The following is an 18,151-nucleotide window of genomic DNA, read 5'->3' on the forward strand; positions in this document are numbered from 1 at the left end:
ACAAAGTTGTCGATGAAAACCCCTGTTGTACCGTTGTAGCGCTTGATTTCACCTTTAAAACGGTCTGTTACATACAGGTTGCCGTCTGGGCCGAATACGAGTTTGGCGGGAAAGAACAGTCCGCCGCTTCCATGTGGGACAAAGTTGTCTATGAATTCGCCTGTTGTACCGTTGTAGCGCTTGATTTGGCTGCTGTTTGTAACGGTATACACGTGGCCACCTACATACAGGTTTCCGTCAGGCCCGAATGCGAGACCGCCTCCTTTCAATAGACCAGTCCAAGTAAAAACAGCATCAATCAGTTCGCCGGTGGTGCCGTTGTAGCGGCGGATGATTTGTTCTGGAGGCCCGTACGTTGTTGCAATGTTGATGTACAGGTTGCCGTCTGGGCCAAAGGCCAAGTCGTTAAAGGACAGAGTAGCAGCCCCTTCCGAAATAAAGGTGTCGATGAAAACCCCTGTTGTACCGTTGTAGCGTTTGACATCATTCAGATTTCCAATTGCGTACAGGTTGCCGTCTGGGCCAAAGGTTAGGCTTCCCGGCTGGCTTAATCCACCGCTTCCTGCAGATACAAAGGTGTCGATGAAAGCGCCAGAGCTGGCGCTATACCGCTTCACTTCATCAGTACCCCAACTGCTCACATAGAGATTTCCATTCAGTGCCTGCGCCGCAGGAATAGTTGGAGCAAACAGAACAAAAAACGATGATAGTGACGTGAGAACCAATAGCGATGATAGAAAGACGCGTTTTACAGAGTTCTTGTGGCAAGTGCCTCCATCAAGTTTGGCAGGACCCTTTTCAAGAAACACAGGATACAGCGCCAAATATGATATTAATGAGTTTACGATTCGTCTTCCTTAAGCTACAGAGGTCCGCGGCATTCAGGACAAAGGAGCCCATATGTAGCACGTTGGGTAGAGGAGTAACAACGGCCATATCTACAAAGTGCGGTGTAGCAAGATGAACAAGCTGCCCGATTAGGCGGTGAGGTGAATGCGATACCGTCATCAGGACGATTGACGGTACCTTTGCAACATACGCCAATACAAAGATCAAGATTGCCATTGGCAACGGCACCAATTGCGCAGATGGAATTATTCTAGAAGATGTTTACTATAGTCTTATAATCTATCTATTATGTCTACGTCTGTGAAATATCGCACATACGTCGGAATGATTGCAGCAGCTGCCGTCCTTGCAGCATTTGCTGTCCCTAACGCAACGGCCGCTTCGGAAAACTGTTTTGGCGTCGCTGCATCCTACCTCGGGACGCAGGGCGTCATGGGAGCCCACTCTTCCAGCCAGACTGAGCCAAGAGCAGGCATCGGCAATGTTGCAGCCAGCAACAACCTCACCGTATGGGATCTTGGCGCATTCTTGCTGTCTCTGTTCACGGGCGGCTCTGTAACGTGCCAGTAAACTCCCGGTGACGCCCCGGGGCTTTTTTTACACAACGCTAGTATGCTTTCAACAAATCCTTGATTTTGAATGCAAGCTGCTCGACATCCTCTGCATCTTTCCGGTGCCTGCCGCCAGCACCTGAAAAGTATCGAGCGGGAACAGCATGACCGTTATGAACTTGTGATAGAATATCACGCATTGCAGCTCCCCTAGCAGCTTTTGGTTCATCTTGCCCATGCTTACGGCCTCCTGGGCTTGCCTCTTCTCTCCCCCCTGATTTCACAATATCTCGCCCTAGAACTTGTTGATGACCGCCCTCAGGCCGCTGTACGTCTCGGCTGTGTGGATCGCCTTCTCAACCTCGGCCAGAGAGTACCTGTGGGTGACTATCTGCGACAGGTCGACGATCCCCTCTTTTGCAAGCCTGGCGGCTTCTTCCAGCCTGCCCGGCACCGAGCTGAACGCCCCCATGACAGACACCTGGTTGTAGTGGAGCCAGTTGGCGTCGAATGAGAACCTCTGCGCGCCCGGCATGCCGGCAAACAGGCTTATCTTCGAGTTTTTGCCTGCAACCTTTACTGCAAGATCAAAGGCGGCAGGGCTGCCCACCGCGATCACGACGCTGCCGGCACCGGTCTTGCCCGTGAAATCCAATACGGCTGCCGCAACAACATCATCGTCGTCGTCACCGTATTCGAGCACCGCGTCTGCACCCATGGACCTGGCCTTGTGCATCCTTGACTGGACCCTGCCTACAACCGCAGTCCTTGCACCCACCAGGTTCTTGAACAGCTGCAGGTGCAGCAGCCCCACCGGGCCGTCGCCGATTATGACTGCCGGCCGCGCTGGAGCCGCAAACGGGCCCATCTGGTAGATGCCGTTGAGGCAGCACGCAAGGGGCTCAAGGAGGGAGGCTTCCTCGTCGCTCAGGCCGTCTGGGACCTGCACTAGCCCGCCTATCTTTATGGTCTGCTCCGGGACGCCGACGTACTGCGCAAAGCCCCCGTCGAGCGTGGAGCCTATCTCCTGGAGGTCTGTGCACATGTTGTACTGGCCGGCGTGGCAGTACTGGCAGGCAAGGCAGGGCACTATCGGATACAGCGCCACCCTGCTGCCCTTCCTTATCCTCACCCCGCCGCGCACGTCGATATTCTCTGTCGCCTGGCCGCATATCTCGTGCCCCAGTATCACGGGGGGACTGACCTTGCGGTGCCCGTTCCTGAAGACCCGCACGTCATAGCCGCACACGGCGCAGCTCTTTACCTCAAGGGCGGGCCGGCCCTGCAAGAACGGCGATGGCGCCCTCTCCACTGAAATGCTGTTTGGGCCGTAAAAGACGGCTGCCTGCATGTCCTCCTTTCCTACTATGTCGCCATTGCTGCTGCTTCCGGTGTCGCTTGCTTGCAAATGATAAGGTACTATCGAAGTTTGTTCTACAAGATTAAAAAGGGTTTGCGGCAGTTATCTGCATTATAATGGCAAGGCTGTTTGAGCCGCACATCCACATGTACTCCAGGACGACTGACGACTATGAGGCGATGTCAAAAGCAGGGATAGAGGTGATAGTTCAACCCTCTTTCTGGCTCGGCACGCCGCGCACAGGAGTCAGCACGTTTGAGGATTACTGGGAGCACATGATAACGTTTGAGACAAAGAGGGCAAAGGACTTTGGGATAGAGCATTTCGTCTGCATTTCGGTGAACCCGAAAGAAGCTATGGAGAGGCCCCTGGCGCTGGACGCCCTGAAAGCCATGATGAAGTACCTTGACCGCGAAAGGGTCGTCGCAGTGGGGGAGATAGGCTACAACCTGATAAACGACCTTGAGGAGGAGGTCTTTGTAAAGCAGATGGACATCGCCGCCGAGCGGGACATGCTGATGACCGTCCACCTGCCGCACAACAGCAAGCCGGAAGGCATGCGCAGGATCGAGAACATACTGAACAGCGACGAGGGCCGGCGCCGCTACAGGCGCGGCAAGATACTGGTCGACCACAACGTCGAAGAGACCATCCAGAAGACGCTCGAGCTTGGCATGTGGGCCGGACTCTCGGTGTACCCCGTGACCAAGCTGTCGCCGGAGAGGGCCATCAACATGATCAAAAAATACGGCACCGAGAGGATAATGGTCCACAGCGCGGCAGACTGGGGCGTCTCCGACCCGCTGAGCGTCCCCCTCGTGGCAAGGGAGATGAGGAAAGCAGGGTTCAGCGCCAACGAGATAGAGCAGGTGACGTTCTATAATGCCTACGAGTTCTTCAAGCAGTCGCCCCGGTTCACGTGGAAGCCCTAAGAAGAAGAAAATGATATGGTCAAGCTGGCATTTAGCACCAACGCCTTCAAGCGGTATTCGCTGCAGGACTCGATTAAAGAGATAGCAGGGATAGGATACCAGGGGGTAGAGATCCTGTGCGACGTGCCACACGCCTACCCGCCTGCTGAATTTGAAACAGCCCGGGCGCAGCAGGTCAAGGACGCAATCTCGTCGCACGGGATGCAAATCTCAAACCTCAACGCCTTTACGCTCTATGGAGCGGCGGGGGGCGGCGGCGACGTCTACCACCCCTCGTGGATAGAAGGGGACGGGCGCTTGAGGGAGGTGCGCATCCAGCACACTGTCGACTGCATACGGCTGGCAAAGAGGCTTGGAGCAAAGAACCTCTCCACCGAGCCGGGCGGGCCCGTCGCTTCTCCCTCTGCAAATGATGGCGGCGAAAGAGAGAAGAATGAAAGGGTGTTTCTCGATGCCCTGCGCCCGGCGGCAAAGGTGGCAGAAGAAGAGGGCATCAGACTCTTGATCGAGCCAGAGCCTGGGCTGCTCCTGGAAAATTCAGGGCAGTTCAAAAAGTTCATCAGAAGCGTCAACTCTGATTACGTAAAGCTCAACTTTGACATCAGCCATTTTTACTGCGTAAACGAAGACCCTGCCAGGCTGGTATACGAGCTGGCAGAATACATCGAGCACTTTCACCTTGCAGACATAAAGGGCAGGGTGCACAACCACCTGATACCCGGAAGGGGCGAGATAGATTTCCGCCCCGTCTTTGCGGCCATGCAGGACATAGGCTATGACGGGTTTGTGACAGTCGAGCTCTATCCGTATCAGGACTGCCCCGTGCAGGCGGCGCAGGAGGCGTACAGCCACCTTTGCAGGATCATGGGCGAATCAACGCGTTAAAGCAGTACCTCCTTTTGATCAGGCTGCCAAACGTCTTTACGGCACCCTCAAACATACTGGCTGGGTACTTTGCGGCAGTCCCGCTTGTACAGGCAAACGGCTTCCACCTTGTCTCGCTCATGGTCTCTTCCGGGCTCCTGTACGTCGCAGGCATCGCGCTGAACGATTATTTTGACATGGAAACAGACAGGCGAGAGCGCCCGGGCCGCCCGCTGCCCTCCGGCAGGGTTCCAAGAGCGCATGCCCTGGCTATCGCCATAGCGGCCATCGCTGCGGCAAATGCGACAATCGCCCTGACGGTAAACTCTCTTGCAAGCCTTGCTATATCTGTAGCCCTGACAGGGGCCATAGTTGCATACGACTATAGCCTCAAGCGGGGGCCGGCGGCCGCTTTTGCGATGGGCGCAACAAGGTTTCTCAACGTAATCCTTGGGGCAAGTCCTGCCATCACCACCGTCATCGTCGTCGCATCTTCAGCGGCTGCTTTTGGCCAGGAGCGGTTGTTGGCAGCAGCGGTATTTGCCGCAGCCATGCAATTTGCATACGTCGTCGCGATAATGATGTTGAGCAAAAAAGAAGCAACAGTCAGTGGTAGTAGCAGCAGCAACGGTAGCAGCCGCAACGAAGGGCCAAGCGTCTACGCAGCGTTTCTAATCATCGCCGGGGTCGTAGTGTCAATCGCTGCCGTCGGGCTGTTTCTTTTGCAGTTCAAGCCAGAGTTTCTTGTGAACCTGGCGATATTTGCCGGCGTAATGGCGGCCATCTTCTTTTTCTTTGTCAACGATCGGCGGCTTGCGGGCAGCGGCTCTCCATCGCGCGTCTCGCACGCCGTCAAAAACATGGTCCTCTCCATAGTGGTGCTTGATTCCGTGTTTGTGGCCGGCAGCGCGGGGCTGGAGTATGGCCTTGCGACCCTGCTCTTTGCGGTGCCTGCCTTCCTCCTTGCAAAAAGGCTGTATGTAACCTGACGCTATAACTCTTTTAAGAGACATCCGTCGATACGACGGCTGGGACGGTTGCAAAAAAATCAAGATGGCTGCGCCGGAATATTCCATCGTTCTTGACATAGTCGGGCTCGAAACAGAGCACCTCGAATCCGGCCTTGTCCCCAACATTGCCAGGCTTGCCGGGGCTGGCGAGTATGCAAAAATGGAGCCGGTCTTTCCGGCAGTAACGTGCACGGTTCAGGCCAGCCTGCTGTCAGGCAGGTATCCAAGCGAGCACGGGATAGTGGCAAACGGGCTTTATGACAGGAGCACATATTCCGTGTCGTTCTGGGAGCAGCCAAGCTCGCTTGTCAGGGCAGAGAGGGTGTGGGACAGGCGACGCCGAATGCAGCAAAAAGGGCACGGAGAGGCCGGGCCATCCACCACTACCACTACCACTGCTGCTGCGACGGCGGTGCTGTTTTGGCAAAACACAATGTATGCCGATGCCGACATCGTGGTGACCCCGAGGCCCATCCACCTTGACGACGGGATGGTGATGTGGTGCTATTCAAAACCGGTCGGATACTATGATGAAGAGCTGAAAGAAAGTCTTGGAGAGTTCGACCTGGCAAGCTACTGGGGCCCGCTTGCGTCGCCCAGGTCGAGCGAGTGGATCGCCCGCGCTGCAGAATATACGCTTGAGAAAAAGCGGCCAGACCAGCTTTTCGTGTACATCCCCCATGTCGACTATTCTGCCCAGCGATTTGGCAGGTCGGACATGCGCGTCAGAGACGACCTCAAAAAGGCAGACGAAATAGTGGGAAGGCTGGTCCAGAAAACAAAGGAGCTTGGAATTGGCGACAGGACGCAGTTTGTCATCGTGTCAGAGTACTCGTTCAACGACGTGGACGGGGCAGTCCCGCTCAACCTGGCGCTGCGGGACGCGGGCCTGCTTGCGGTGCGGGACATACAAGGGAAAGAATACCTCGATTTTGAGTTCAGCAAGGCGTTTGCGATGGTGGACCACCAGGTGGCGCACATCTTTGTGCAGGACGCCAGGTCCGAAAAGGAGGCCAGGAAGGTTCTTGAAGCCACAAAAGGGGTGGACAGGGTTCTAGGCGCCGAGGAAAAAAAGACGCTCAGGATAGACCACGAGCGAAGCGGCGAGCTTGTCGCTGTTGCAGAGCGCAACAAATGGTTCAGCTATTACTGGTGGTACGACGGCGAGAACAAGGCGCCAAGCTTTGCCCGCAGGGTGGACATACACCGCAAGCCCGGCTACGACCCCGTGGAGCTTTTCTTTGACGCAAAGACGAGGTCTATTCCCCTCGATGCGAGCCTCGTCAGAGGCTCCCACGGGAGGCCGCCCGACCTGGAAACAGGCGAGGGCCTCTCGTTTTACGCTTCAAACAGAAAGCACGGCGTCGCAAATTCTTCCGGCGTCGCCAGGTGCACGGACATCATAAGCAAGTGCCTCCTCCCGCCAGGGGCATGATCAATGAAAATGAAATATTCGATCACCCTTGCCTCGTTTAGAAAGATAGAGCCGGTCGAAGAGACTATCGCCAGGCTTGCCCCGCAGGGCTTTGACGCGGTGGAAATGTACGGCGAGCCTGACGAGGCGGACATCAAGGGATTGAAGGACGCCCTCAGCACGACTGGCCTCAAGGTATGCGGGGTGACTGGCATGTGGGGGAGGGCGAGCAGGCAAGGGCGGATGCGAAAACTCTTGAGCGCCGACCAGAGCCGGGTGTCAGCAGCCGAGAAATATGTGGAGGGCTGCGTCAGGATGTGCAGCGAACTTGGAGGCAGCGTGATGAATGTCTGCCTGTTTGCAGACGATGATTGCGATGACAGTGGCGGCAGCGGAGGTGGAGGTGGAGGAGGCAACAGCGTCAGGGACCTCTTTGAGAGGACGCACGGGACGATCGCCGCAGAAGAGAAGAGGCGGGTTGCCTGGAGGGCGCTCCCCGTGCTGTCCAGGCTGTGCAGCTACGCAGCAGACAACGGGGTCACGCTTGCGCTTGAGCCGCTGAACCGCTACAGCACGCCGTATTGTGCCACCGCGGCTGACGCCCTTGCCGTGGCAGACAGGGTGGAAAAGCTCGGCATCCTGCTTGACACTTTCCACATGAACATAGAGGAAGACTCGTTTGAAGGTGCGATAGCCGCCTGCCGGGGCCGCCTTGTGCACACGCATTTTGCAGACAACAACAGAAAGATGCCGGGGTTTGCGCACATTGATTTCAAAGCAATCGTATCCGGCCTGCAGGGGATTGGCTATGGCGGCTATGTCAGTTTTGAGCCGAACATTGCAGACAAAAACTATGAGCACGCGACAAAAAGGGGGCTGGAGCTTGTCAAAAATATCGAAAAGGAAAAGGGCAGGTCATCTCCATAAAAGACGTTTGAAATACCCGGAAGATTGGATTGGAATTTCAAGACGGCAAACATTTTAGGCTGTCAAGATTCCTTTTGCATATTTCGCATACGAGTGGGTTGAGGTTGTTGGTATCATTATAGTCCACCCCAGGCCCTCCTTGGTGCACAGCCATTATCGGGAGGTAAAAAAATTAAAAAGTTGCTGATGCTGTGCAGCAGAAAAATTAAAAGAGATTTCTGCACGATGCACTATATCGCTTGCTTGCGTGGACCCAAGGATATGAAATGAAAAACCTGCAGCACCTTGTAGCTGTGCCATTGTAGGAAAAGTGCAAGTGCGGGATTTGAACCCGCGATCCCGGGCTTGGGAAGAGGCACTCTGCATCGCCAAGATTTTAATATCGAAGCAAGATGGCTACTTACAACATAGAGCGGTCATGGTCTAGTGGTTATGACTCGGGCTTCCCAAGCCCGATACCCGGGTTCGAATCCCGGTGACCGCATCCTTTACAACATCCCTTAACCGGGCTTGGCTAACTTCGTAGCTGTGTGAAAAAAATTGTGCGCAGGGCGTGTCTGAAAGAAGGGCGCAGGGCCACATCAGATTAAATATTATAGACGATTTACAGGGCGGTAGAGCAGTAGCATGAGTGCAGCAGCACGCCGGATCCAGCCGCTTCTGTTGGTTTCTGCAATAGCTGCAATTGCCATACTGCTGGCATTTACCAGTTATCAATTTTTCAACGACGCGTCAGGCAAGGTAATTGAGATTGCTGCAGGAGAGGACAGGACGACTGCCCGCATGCTGGCGCACGATCTGGCAGACTCGCTTTCAACCAGGCTCGAAGGCATCCAGCAAAAAGTACGGCTGGTCGCGCAGGCACCGCCTGTCCAGAACAAGAGCGTCGAGGAAGCCAAGGCATTTCTGGATTTGATGCAACAGGCAGGCAGCGACGACGACCTGGCCGACTCTTATGGGTGGCTGGATAGGGACGGCAGAACAATAGCCTGGACGGGCAGCGCCGGCAAAGAAAATCCCGATTACGTGCAGCAGTTGTCCGTCGGGGCGGACATGAGCGACCGGAGCTGGTTCGCAAGCGCGAGGGACGGCATAGGAGGAGGAGAAGGAGGAGGCCATGCCGGCAGCCCGGCAGAGCGCTCACCTGATGGGGCAGACCGGCTCTTTGTCTCCTACCCTATAATAGACAGCCAGACCGGCAGCTTCGAAGGCGTGGTATATGCAGGGGTGCCGCTTGAAAAGGTGGGCGAATACCTTGAAAGCCGGATCTCTCTGGAAAAAAGGGTTTCAGCCGACCTTGTGGACATGAGTGGGACCGTGCTCCACAGCCCAAATCCAGACCTTGCAGGGACAAACTACCTGGGCGCAGAGTACCAGGCAGCGACGGCCGGCGGGAATGGAGAAGAAGATGTCAAGAAATTGCAGGAATTCGTGCAGCATGCACTTGCCAATCCCTTCGCCTCTTCTTCTTCCGGGCCAGACGTGGCAGACTTTACTGTCGGCAGGCAGGTGACCAGCGTCGCATACTCGCATGTCAGGATAGGAGACGGGGAGGCCAGTTTCGCAGTCGTTTTCACAAAGGTGCCCCACGAAATCGCCGCCGATGTAAAAGCATTCATCGACCAGCAGAGGTTTGCCAGCGCCGCCCGGATAGCCGTGGTAGGATCCGCGGCCGTGTTCATCGGCGCCCTGGTGATATACTGGAACAGGAGGCTGGAAAGAACCGTCTCCGAAAGGACCCAGTCCCTGGCCGCCAAGACGGACGAGCTTGTCGCCGCAAACGAGCAGCTGAAGCAGAACGACAAGCTGCAAAAAGAGTTCATCAACATCGCGGCCCACGAGCTGCGCACCCCGATTACCCCGATTTTGACGTCGATAGATACCGTCAGGTCTGTCAGGGACTCTGATGGAGAGAGCATGATCATGCTCTCTGAAAGATACTACGACATTATCCTTCGAAACGTCAAGAGGCTGGAGCGGCTCTCTTCGGACATACTGCAGGCGGCAAGGATTGAAAGCGGGACTTTTAGGCTGGGCAAGGAAAAGTTTGGGCTCGGCAGACTGATCGAAAACGTGATCGCCGACGCAAACAATTCCATGCCGGAAAGCAAGAAAAAAGGCATACGGATAGAATTCGAGTCCAGCAGCAACGAGGAAGGAGGAGAAGCAGGCGACCTGGTTATCGAAGCAGACCAGTCGAAATTGTACGAAGTCCTGACCAACCTGGTGCAAAATGCCATCAGGTTCACGGCGGAAGGAAGAATAACCATAACCGCAGAGAAAAGCAGCGGCGCCGGCGAAGGAAATGTAATAGTCAGGGTAAAAGACATGGGGAGCGGGATTGCCCCGGATATCTTGCCGCGGCTGTTTCAGAAATTTGCTTCGGCCTCGTCGCCAAACAATATCGGAGGGACGGGCCTGGGCCTCTATATCTCAAAGGCCATCATAGAGGCGCACGGCGGCAGGATCTGGGCCGAGAACAATGCCGATGGAAAGGGAGGGGCGACCTTTTCCTTTTCTATTCCCCTGTCAAAGTCCTGAAGCCTTTGATTACTCCCTCCCGCCGTAATCAAGGCGGGGTGCAAATCGCAGCACAGAGAGAAAAAGGAAGGGCAGGCGGCGGCTCTCTCTCCCCCTTTTTCTCTCTACGTACTTGCCTGCAGCAGGTTCCTCTTCAGGAAATCCGTTGTCTTTTGCCACGCGTCAGCCGTCTCTTTCGGTGCATAGTTGTCGCCGGACGGGTTTGCAAACGCGTGACCCACGCCTTCATAGATATGGATCTCGTTTTTGACGCCGGCAGAGTCGAGGGCATTCTTGAACTGGTTGACAGTGTCTACAGGGATCGACCGATCTGCCGAGCCGAATATGCCCAGCACAGGCCAGGTGATCCTGGACAGCTGTTGCGGGTCGGTGACGGGGTTCCCGTAGTATATGACGGTGGCCGCAAGGGGCCTGTCGGAATTGAGCGCAAGCTGGAGCGACTGGCCGCCTCCAAAGCACCAGCCAAGGGACGCGATGCGCGAGCTGTCGACGTTGTCCAGCCTGGACAGGTATTCGACGGCTGCGTTGAGGTTCTTGACGGCCTCTTGCTGGTTGTCCCTGACCGACCTTGACAGCTCCTGCGCGCGGCCCGGCTCGGTCGCCACCTCTCCGCTGTAAAGGTCGGCTGCAAGGACCACGTAGCCTTCCTTGGCGAGCTGCTCTGCCATGTTCTTGATGTTCTGGTTCAGCCCCCACCACTCGTGGATCATGACCACCGCGGGCAGGCGCTGCGTCCTGTTGCCGCTTTCAGGGTAGACCAGATACCCTGTGGCGTTGCCGTAATAGTTGACAGAGCGGGATCTTGCCAGCCCTTCCAGCTCGACGGCAGCAGAGTTCTTGGGCGTCGTTGCAGAGCTGCTGCTGATCTGCCCGCCTGGTTCTGCCGCCCTTTTGGCTGCAGCAGGTGTCGAGAGGATGCCGTAGATGGGGTCAGTCCCAAAATGCGAGTCTATCTTTTCCGGGCCGACCCGCATCGCAAGCACGGAATCGTTAAAGATCGTGATCTGGATGGGCACGTCAGGCACGGGGCCGCTCCTCATCGTGACGGTCGCAGTCCCGCTGAAGGTGCGGGTGCCGTTTCCATCCATTGCAGAGTCTGCCAGCTGCAGGCCGTAGACCCTGTGCTCGTGCATGGCAGTCCCGTTCACCATGACCATTGAAAAGCGCGCCGCCAGGGTCGCATTTTGCGGGTTGTCGCCCGGCCCGGCTCGCAGGACCCAGATGCCGGACTGGATCCATTCAGGCTCGCCGCCACTGTTGTTGCTTTCCCCCATCTGGACGCTCGAGATCTTGCCCCTAAACATGCCCGGCGCTGCGGTACTATTGCCGCCGTCTCTGGATCCCAAAGTAGTGGCGGTAGTGTCTGCAGAAATGCTGTCGCTGACCTGCACGCCGTCGCCATTGTCGCCTCCGGCGGCGGCTGTTGCTGTGCCATAGGCGGTGGTGACAGCACCAAACGCAGGGAAGATTATTAGCAAAGCTGAGGCAAGCACAAACCCGGACAGCAGAGTTGTTGTTATTGGCGGCGGCGACGCCCTGTTGTTGTGTTTTGTCTTTTTCTTCTCTCCACGGCCCGTAAACCCCTCTTCTTCTCCAGGAGCCATTACAATTAGTTAGACTGCCCGGAAAGTTAAAAGAGTATACGACTTTTGATGGCTTGCTTGTTTCTTTTTCCTTTCTTTCAGGCAGGGCCGGTGATGCCGGTCTTCTTTACCTTGGCCGAGCGCACCCAGCTTGCGACTGTCTCTTTGTCCAGCGTAAAGCTCTTTGGTACTTTTACCTGGCCCGCCTCTATCGACTTTTTGAGCCTTGCAAAGAGCTCGGCAGGGTCTGACTCGGCCAGTTTTTCCTTCGAGTCTATCTTGCCTGACAGCACAAGAAGCCCGGCCGCCTGCTCGTCCACGCTCCCATCCTGATATAAAGTCAGATGCTTTTTTTGGAAGAAAGGCCGCCTTTACAAAGTACGTAGATGCGATAATGGAGCAGGATTTTGCCTACACGGACAGGCTTTGCTTGGCAGGACGATGGCGGAAGACGCAGGCGCGTAAGAAAAAATCATGATCACCGGCTCTTGCCGATGGAAAAGGGCCTCCCGGTCCGGAAGGCGATGGTCCTTGCCGACGACCTGTCGCGCGCGCCCCGCCTGTTCGCCTCGGCGTTCTGCGACGTGCCGTACTCGTTCACTATCTCCACCTCGACGCCGTCGTGGAACTTTTTCTTTAGCGCCCAGGCTATCTGCTTTGCCATCATTATCTTGCCGTCCCCTATCTTGACGACCTTTCTGCGCGAGGCTATGCCCCCAAGCAGGGCGGCCACCTGCTCCACCGCAGCCTGCGGCGACGATTCGACCATGCTCGCTATCTCCTCGTGCATGTAGATGGCCGAGATGCCTATCCTGTTTCCGGGGTCCATGCCTATCACCAGCTGGTCGTCCACCGGCGCGCCGTGTATCCCCCTCAGTATCTTTGCCTTGGCGACTGCCGGCGCATCCAGCTCGCTGTCCAGTATCACGTTCTTTTTGTGGCCCACCCTGTCGGCCTCGGCCCTTGTGGTTATCACTATCTTGGCGTCAGATGCCGCGGCCTGCTCAGGCGACAGCGAGTCGTACCCTACCTCCATCGACTTGAGCGCCTTGGTGATGTGGTAGTAGGAGCGGCCTGATACAGTCGCCACTGCCACCCTGTATTGAAAAAGCTCCTTTGTCAGGGGCGTTTCATTCTACAGCTAGACTCTGGGGAAAATGGCTTTTAAGCTTTTAGCCGGGTCAAACCAGACAAGAGATTCAGTTCACGGGCTTGCCGTCTGCGGTGTACCTCTTGATCTTGGCCGCTGCGGAAGCTGGCTTGGCCTGTTCCTTCTTGCCGGATTCGGTCTTGGGCGCATCGGCGGCTGCCAGAGCGGCTTCCTGGCCCAGCACCGTCCGGACAATGCTGTCCACCGCCCTGTCAAACGAGGCGTCGATGTTCTTTTTGATGGCAGCAAGGCTCCTTTCGGCTTCCTTGGTTATCTGCGCAGACTCGGCTTCCGCCTCGGCCCTTGCAGCCTCTACTATCTTTCTGGCTTCTTCGTTGGCGGCCGCAATCACCTGCTGCTTTAGCTTTTCCACCTGCTCGTTAGAGCGGGCCATGAGGCGCCTCTTCATCTCCTCCACGCGGGCGTTCATGCCGTCTATCTCGCCTTCAAGCTGTGCAAGGGCGCCGATGATGGAATCTACGGCAGAGTGGGAAACCGTGGTAGTAGCAGCAGTAGTAGTAGCAGAAGAGGGATGCTCGTGTGCCAAGATGGGAGAGATGCACCCGCAGGGTTATTTAAAAGTATGAGGATCTCTTTCTTAGGTGGTCAGGGTCAGTATGGCCTGCGCCATGTCGCCCTTGGACTCGGTCAGCGCCTGGATCGCCTTTTCCCTCGACACTCCGGCCTGCGTCATCACGAGCACGATGTCGTCCTCCTTGAAGGTCGGCACCTCGCGCTGCTTTTCCTCGATGTCGGTCGCGACCACCTGGAAGATGGTGCTGTCCTTGCCCTTCATCTCGATCACCTGCGGCTTGATGAGGAAAAACTCTTTGTTGGCAGTCTTTATCACCACTTCCTCGACGTCGGGCATCTCTTTCATGTCGAGGCCCATCCTGTCCAGCATGCGCCTCATTTCGCGGTTGCCGCGCATCATGTCACTCTTTCAGAGTGCCGTTCCTGCTTTTTATTCCTTCGCGGGTCCTGACCGCCACTCCCCGGGAATACCTGTTCATGTGGGAGTGGCCCAGCACGGCTATGCCGACTGCTATCACGTTTTTCATGCCGTCGCCGACGATTGCCACGTCCGAGCCGGCGCGCACGTTTGAGCCGCAGCCGGCCACGTGGCGGCAAAAGAGCGAGCGGCCCTCGCTCACGAACGGGACTGCCTCTCCCACCGGCGACACGCAGTTTTGCGCAAACTGTTTGCTGTTTTGCAAAAGGAACTGCGCCCCGTGTATGGTGAGTGCAAGCCCGCCGTCCGTGCGGAGCGTCGCGGCCAGCCTGTTCTCGATGCTGAAATTCTTTATCCTGCCGGTCCGGCGGGAGAACTCGAACTCTATGTCGCCGGCTGGCAGCGCGTCTGACACGCCTGGGCCGAATATGGCGTCCACGTGGCGGCAGACCTTCTCAAGCGGGTCGAGCGGCAGCGGGTTCAACTACAGTCCGTGGCGCGCGCCCCCCACATAAATACAGTGCCACCGCCCGGCACCCGGCCCATCTATATAGTGACGGCGTACGCATATATAGAATCAAGCGGCCACTCTTTTCATGGAAAGCGCGGCTGAAGGCAAAAGCGGCCACCATCACCACCAGCACCAGCAACAGCACCAGCAACACGAAGGAGGAGGGGGAGAGGAGACCCGCAAATTGCAGTATACAGGCGGCTCGTCCTACATAGTCTCGCTGCCGAAAAAGTGGATACAGGAGCTTGGGCTCAAGCAGGGCGACCACGTGGTCATAGCCCGGCAGGGCAACTCTACGCTGCAGATATCGCCGGCGTCCAAGAGGGCCGTGAAGGAGCAGAGGGAGGCCACCATAGAGGTAGCCAAGGACCACAACCCGTATTTCATTGCGCGCAAGCTGATTGCGCTCTATTTTCTCGGCTACAACGTCATAAACATCGTCCCAAAGGACGGCCGGCTCTCTGTGGAGCAGCGCGACGTCATCAAAAACATAGCCCGGCGCATCCTGATGGGGACGGAGATAATCGCAGACAGCGCCGGCGGCATCACGCTCCAGGTGCTCATCAACCTGCTCGACCTGTCCGTGGACGCGGCGTTCAAGCGCATGCTGCTGATAGCCAAGTCGATGTACAGGGACGCGATGATGGCCCTTGCAGAGAACAATGTCGAGCTTGCCGAGGAGGTGATAAGGTCCGACGACGAGGTGGACCGTTTCAGCTTTTACATACTGCGCCAGCTGAAAATAGCCATCAAGAACGAGCACCTTCTAAAAGAGATCGGCCTTGAGGAGCCGCGCAACTGCCTCGGCTACAGGGTGATAGCCAAGTCGGTCGAGCGCATAGCCGACCACGCCACGATCATCTCAAAGGACATCATCGAGATGCGGCAGCCGGTGAACAAGGAGGCCGTTGAAAAGATAGACGCCATGTGCAGCTTTGCGCTAGACGTGCTTGACGACGCGTGCCTGTCCATGTTCAAGCGCGATTATGAAGCCGCGGACAGGGCGATTGAAAAGGCGCGCAGGATAGACGAGTACGAGAAGGCCGTGCTGAAATCGGTGTCCAAGTCCCGCGACGCCAGCGAGATTTACAGGATAAAGCTGATAACCGAGAACATCAGGCGCGTCGCCGAGTACGCAAGCGACATAGGCGAGATAGTGCTCAACATGACCGTCCAGCAGACCCTCAGAAAAGCCTAAATCGCCTTGGCATGAGCTGTTAGTTGTAGAACATGTCTTCGTCGTCGTCACATTATTACTGCGAGCTGTGTGGCCGCTCTGCCAGCCCCGAAAGAAAGATGATGATGATAGTGGTGGACGGCAGCGTCTTCAAGGTCTGCGCGGCCTGCTCCAGGCGCGGCAAGCCCTACGTGCCGGCTTCGGCTGCGACGGCTGCTGCTGCAAAAAAGAAAAAGGCGGCAGCGCCCAAAGCTCCGGCAAGGATAACCATGTCCGACGAGCTGATGCTGGACCCCGAGTTCCCCCGCCTGATCAGGGAGGCGCGGATGAAAAAGGGCCTGACGCACGAGCAGCTTGGGATGCAGATGAGCGAGAAGGCCAACCTGTTGAGGAGGTTTGAGACGGGCGCGCTCAAGCCCGACGAGCTCTTTGCAAAAAAGCTCGAGCGCCACCTCGGGATCAAGCTGTACGTGCCCCTGAGCGACAGCAACGACGACGACAAGGGCAGGCAGCAATAAGGATGCCTCCTCCACCGCCGTCTTCTGTAGACCCTGCTGCCAGAGCCAACAGGCGCGCCATCCTTATTACATACCCGGACGAGCGGGCGATAAACGAGGCAGTCGCGCTTGCAGATGCCGCCGGCTATACGGTTGCAAAAATAGTCACGCAGCGCCAGATAGCCAAGTCGCGCTATGGCATAGGCAGGGGCAAGGCCGAAGAGGTCAGGGCCATCGCAGAGGAGATCAAGCCGGACACGATACTGTTTGACGAAGTGCTAAAGCCGAGCCAGGCTTTCAACCTGGCAAGCGTCACCAAGGTGGAGGTCCGGGACAGGGAGCGCCTGATACTGGAGATATTTGAGCGCAGGGCCAGCACGACCGAGTCAAAGACGCAGATCAAGCTGGCCCAGCTGCGCTACGACATGACCCGCGCCAGAGAGAGCGTCAGGCTGGCAAGGGGGAGCGAGCAGCCAGGCTTTTACGGCCTTGGCAAGTACGAGGCAGACGTCTACATTCTGGACATAAAGAGGAGGGCGGCTGCGCTCAAGCAAAAACTCGAGAAAGAAGTGAAAAAGCGCCAGCTGTACAGGAACCAGAGGGTCAAGTCGGGCCTGCTCTCAATCTCGCTTGCCGGCTACACGTCTGCTGGCAAGACCACGCTGTTCAACGCCATGACTGGCGAGACCAAGACCACGGCGGCAAGCGTGTTCACCACGCTCTCCACGTACACGAGGGCGATTGACCTGCAGGGCGACAAAGTGTTGCTGCTCGATACGGTGGGTTTCATCAGCAAGCTGCCGGCGTACATGATAGACGCGTTCAAGTCGACGCTTGAAGAGCTCTCCTTTGCCAGCCTGGTGCTGCTGGTGCTGGACATAAGCGAGCCGGTGGACGAGATAAGGAGAAAGCTGGCAAGCTCGCTTGACGTGATAAGAGAGTTTCAGGTCCCGGAGACACGGATAATCTATGTCCTCAACAAGGTCGACCTCACCACGGTCGAGGACGCGTTTGACAAGGCCGGACAGCTCGGGATACTGGCGTCGCGGCGCGCCCTGCCGGTGTCTGCCAGGACCGGATTCAACATCGACCAGCTGAAGAACCTGGCAAGGTCGATGCTGTTTGAGACAGAGAAGGTAAAGGATGATGAGGGAAAACAGGATGCCAAGCAAGACAAAGAAAAAGAAGATAATAGCGGTGCTTAGGATAGGCCACAGGCTCGTCCGGGACGACAGGGTCACGACGCACGCCGCGCTGGTGTCAAGGGCGTTTGGCGCCGACAGGATATTCATGACAGGCATCGACCAGTCCGTCAAGGAGACAGTCGCCGCGGTGGGCAGGAGGTGGGGCGGCGACTTTTCTGTCGAGATAATAGACGACTGGAAGGCAGTCGCCAGGGCGTGGAAAAAGTCGGGCGGCAAGATAGCGCACCTGACGATGTACGGACTCAACGTCGACGATATAGCAGACAAAATGCGCGACGACGGCAGCGATCTGCTGATAATAATAGGCGCCGAGAAAGTGCCAAGGGAAGCCTACGAGATGGCCGACTATAACGTGTCTGTCGGCAGCCAGCCGCATTCAGAGATAGCCGCCCTTGCCATCCTGCTTGACAGGCTGCACGGCGGCAGGCAGCTGAAAAAAGAGTTTGCCGGCGGCAGGATGAAGGTCGTCCCTACGGAGAGGGGCAAGAAAGTAGTGGCAACAGTGTCGGCATCAGAAGAGGAAGGAGAAAACGACGACGGCGACAGCAGTAGTAACCTTTAATCCACCGTTTCTCAGACCCTTTTTCAGTGATGACACTAACCTGCGCCGATCGCCCATTCAGCGAGA

Annotated in this window: 20 protein-coding genes and 1 tRNA gene; 12 read left to right on the plus strand and 9 right to left on the minus strand. The window is 56.7% G+C overall.

Going from position 1 to position 18,151, the window contains the following annotated elements; translation table 11 throughout:
• Nucleotides 1-824: hypothetical protein (locus WKI84_RS08010; protein ID WP_337863019.1), on the minus strand; the 824-nt coding region annotated here is incomplete at its 3' end.
• A gap of 349 nt (nt 825-1,173) precedes the next feature.
• Here WKI84_RS08010 and WKI84_RS08015 point away from each other — a divergent pair.
• A complete protein-coding gene (locus WKI84_RS08015) occupies nt 1,174-1,419 on the plus strand; it encodes a hypothetical protein (RefSeq protein ID WP_337863020.1) in 246 nt (81 codons plus the stop codon).
• A gap of 48 nt (nt 1,420-1,467) precedes the next feature.
• Here the strand turns inward: WKI84_RS08015 and WKI84_RS08020 are convergent, their stop codons facing one another.
• Complete coding sequence (locus WKI84_RS08020; protein ID WP_337863021.1) at nt 1,468-1,638, minus strand: hypothetical protein; 171 nt, start codon at nt 1,636-1,638, stop codon at nt 1,468-1,470.
• Nucleotides 1,639-1,695: 57 nt separating this feature from the next.
• On the minus strand, nt 1,696-2,808 hold the full coding sequence (locus tag WKI84_RS08025) for an alcohol dehydrogenase catalytic domain-containing protein (RefSeq protein WP_337863022.1): 1,113 nt from the start codon (nt 2,806-2,808) through the stop codon (nt 1,696-1,698).
• A 68-nt stretch (nt 2,809-2,876) separates the two neighbouring features.
• On the opposite strand from WKI84_RS08025, the gene WKI84_RS08030 reads away from it, so the two are divergent.
• The 7 genes from WKI84_RS08030 to WKI84_RS08060 all read left to right on the plus strand — a co-directional run bounded on the left by WKI84_RS08030 (nt 2,877) and on the right by WKI84_RS08060 (nt 10,448).
• Nucleotides 2,877-3,692 carry a TatD family hydrolase gene (locus WKI84_RS08030; RefSeq protein WP_337863023.1) on the plus strand — a complete coding sequence of 272 codons (816 nt, stop codon included), beginning with the start codon at nt 2,877-2,879 and terminating at the stop codon, nt 3,690-3,692.
• Between the two features lie 15 nt (nt 3,693-3,707).
• Nucleotides 3,708-4,577, plus strand: a complete 870-nt coding sequence (locus WKI84_RS08035) for a sugar phosphate isomerase/epimerase family protein (protein WP_337863024.1) — start codon at nt 3,708-3,710, stop codon at nt 4,575-4,577.
• On the plus strand, nt 4,547-5,545 hold the full coding sequence (locus tag WKI84_RS08040; protein WP_337863025.1) for a UbiA family prenyltransferase: 999 nt from the start codon (nt 4,547-4,549) through the stop codon (nt 5,543-5,545). The genes WKI84_RS08035 and WKI84_RS08040 overlap by 31 nt, the downstream gene beginning before the upstream one ends.
• Before the next feature lie 64 nt (nt 5,546-5,609).
• Complete coding sequence (locus WKI84_RS08045) at nt 5,610-7,001, plus strand: nucleotide pyrophosphatase/phosphodiesterase family protein (protein ID WP_337863026.1); 1,392 nt, start codon at nt 5,610-5,612, stop codon at nt 6,999-7,001.
• Nucleotides 7,002-7,010: 9 nt separating this feature from the next.
• Nucleotides 7,011-7,907: a sugar phosphate isomerase/epimerase gene (locus WKI84_RS08050; protein ID WP_337863027.1), complete on the plus strand. Its 897-nt coding sequence runs from the start codon at nt 7,011-7,013 to the stop codon at nt 7,905-7,907.
• Between the two features lie 412 nt (nt 7,908-8,319).
• Nucleotides 8,320-8,391, plus strand: a tRNA-Gly gene (locus tag WKI84_RS08055).
• A gap of 143 nt (nt 8,392-8,534) precedes the next feature.
• Entirely contained in the window at nt 8,535-10,448 is a 1,914-nt protein-coding gene (locus tag WKI84_RS08060; protein WP_337863028.1) for a sensor histidine kinase, read from the plus strand.
• 104 nt (nt 10,449-10,552) lie between these two features.
• Here WKI84_RS08060 and WKI84_RS08065 read toward each other — a convergent pair whose 3' ends face one another.
• From WKI84_RS08065 to WKI84_RS08090, 6 genes are all read right to left on the minus strand, one after another.
• The gene (locus tag WKI84_RS08065) at nt 10,553-12,052 is read right to left on the minus strand and encodes a dienelactone hydrolase family protein (RefSeq protein WP_337863029.1); all 1,500 of its coding nucleotides are present in this window, start codon (nt 12,050-12,052) and stop codon (nt 10,553-10,555) included.
• A gap of 77 nt (nt 12,053-12,129) precedes the next feature.
• Nucleotides 12,130-12,351, minus strand: a complete 222-nt coding sequence (locus WKI84_RS08070; protein ID WP_337863030.1) for a DUF4332 domain-containing protein — start codon at nt 12,349-12,351, stop codon at nt 12,130-12,132.
• A gap of 158 nt (nt 12,352-12,509) precedes the next feature.
• On the minus strand, nt 12,510-13,127 hold the full coding sequence (locus WKI84_RS08075; RefSeq protein ID WP_337863031.1) for a hypothetical protein: 618 nt from the start codon (nt 13,125-13,127) through the stop codon (nt 12,510-12,512).
• A gap of 103 nt (nt 13,128-13,230) precedes the next feature.
• Nucleotides 13,231-13,728: a hypothetical protein gene (locus tag WKI84_RS08080; protein WP_337863032.1), complete on the minus strand. Its 498-nt coding sequence runs from the start codon at nt 13,726-13,728 to the stop codon at nt 13,231-13,233.
• A gap of 51 nt (nt 13,729-13,779) precedes the next feature.
• On the minus strand, nt 13,780-14,115 hold the full coding sequence (locus WKI84_RS08085; RefSeq protein WP_337863033.1) for a nascent polypeptide-associated complex protein: 336 nt from the start codon (nt 14,113-14,115) through the stop codon (nt 13,780-13,782).
• A gap of 1 nt (nt 14,116) precedes the next feature.
• Nucleotides 14,117-14,617 (minus strand): PUA domain-containing protein, encoded by a 501-nt coding sequence (locus WKI84_RS08090; protein ID WP_337863034.1) that lies wholly within the window; start codon nt 14,615-14,617, stop codon nt 14,117-14,119.
• A gap of 112 nt (nt 14,618-14,729) precedes the next feature.
• Here WKI84_RS08090 and WKI84_RS08095 point away from each other — a divergent pair, with 112 nt between their 5' ends.
• From WKI84_RS08095 to WKI84_RS08110, 4 genes are read left to right on the plus strand one after another with little or no spacing between them, the layout of a single operon-like run.
• Nucleotides 14,730-15,842, plus strand: coding sequence for a phosphate uptake regulator PhoU (locus WKI84_RS08095; RefSeq protein WP_337863035.1), 1,113 nt, complete (start codon nt 14,730-14,732; stop codon nt 15,840-15,842).
• 32 nt (nt 15,843-15,874) lie between these two features.
• Nucleotides 15,875-16,339, plus strand: coding sequence for a multiprotein bridging factor aMBF1 (locus WKI84_RS08100; protein WP_337863036.1), 465 nt, complete (start codon nt 15,875-15,877; stop codon nt 16,337-16,339).
• Nucleotides 16,340-16,341: 2 nt separating this feature from the next.
• Nucleotides 16,342-17,523 carry a GTPase HflX gene (gene hflX, locus WKI84_RS08105; RefSeq protein ID WP_337863037.1) on the plus strand — a complete coding sequence of 394 codons (1,182 nt, stop codon included), beginning with the start codon at nt 16,342-16,344 and terminating at the stop codon, nt 17,521-17,523.
• Complete coding sequence (locus WKI84_RS08110; protein WP_337863038.1) at nt 17,462-18,085, plus strand: tRNA (cytidine(56)-2'-O)-methyltransferase; 624 nt, start codon at nt 17,462-17,464, stop codon at nt 18,083-18,085. The genes hflX and WKI84_RS08110 overlap by 62 nt, the downstream gene beginning before the upstream one ends.
• Nucleotides 18,086-18,151: the final 66 nt, after the last annotated feature.

Origin of the sequence: Nitrososphaera sp., assembly GCF_037447015.1 — an archaeon.
Lineage (GTDB): Archaea > Thermoproteota > Nitrososphaeria > Nitrososphaerales > Nitrososphaeraceae > Nitrososphaera.

Coding starts and splice junctions, on each gene's coding strand:
- WKI84_RS08095 (WP_337863035.1), top strand. CDS start 14,730: ATGGAAAGCGCGGCTGAAGGCAAAAGCGGCCACCATCACCACCAGCAC.
- WKI84_RS08030 (WP_337863023.1), top strand. CDS start 2,877: ATGGCAAGGCTGTTTGAGCCGCACATCCACATGTACTCCAGGACGACT.
- WKI84_RS08085 (WP_337863033.1), bottom strand. CDS start 14,115: ATGATGCGCGGCAACCGCGAAATGAGGCGCATGCTGGACAGGATGGGC.
- WKI84_RS08020 (WP_337863021.1), bottom strand. CDS start 1,638: ATGGGCAAGATGAACCAAAAGCTGCTAGGGGAGCTGCAATGCGTGATA.
- WKI84_RS08035 (WP_337863024.1), top strand. CDS start 3,708: ATGGTCAAGCTGGCATTTAGCACCAACGCCTTCAAGCGGTATTCGCTG.
- WKI84_RS08100 (WP_337863036.1), top strand. CDS start 15,875: ATGTCTTCGTCGTCGTCACATTATTACTGCGAGCTGTGTGGCCGCTCT.
- WKI84_RS08060 (WP_337863028.1), top strand. CDS start 8,535: ATGAGTGCAGCAGCACGCCGGATCCAGCCGCTTCTGTTGGTTTCTGCA.
- WKI84_RS08065 (WP_337863029.1), bottom strand. CDS start 12,052: ATGGCTCCTGGAGAAGAAGAGGGGTTTACGGGCCGTGGAGAGAAGAAA.
- WKI84_RS08050 (WP_337863027.1), top strand. CDS start 7,011: ATGAAATATTCGATCACCCTTGCCTCGTTTAGAAAGATAGAGCCGGTC.
- WKI84_RS08045 (WP_337863026.1), top strand. CDS start 5,610: ATGGCTGCGCCGGAATATTCCATCGTTCTTGACATAGTCGGGCTCGAA.
- WKI84_RS08015 (WP_337863020.1), top strand. CDS start 1,174: ATGATTGCAGCAGCTGCCGTCCTTGCAGCATTTGCTGTCCCTAACGCA.
- hflX (WP_337863037.1), top strand. CDS start 16,342: ATGCCTCCTCCACCGCCGTCTTCTGTAGACCCTGCTGCCAGAGCCAAC.
- WKI84_RS08110 (WP_337863038.1), top strand. CDS start 17,462: ATGATGAGGGAAAACAGGATGCCAAGCAAGACAAAGAAAAAGAAGATA.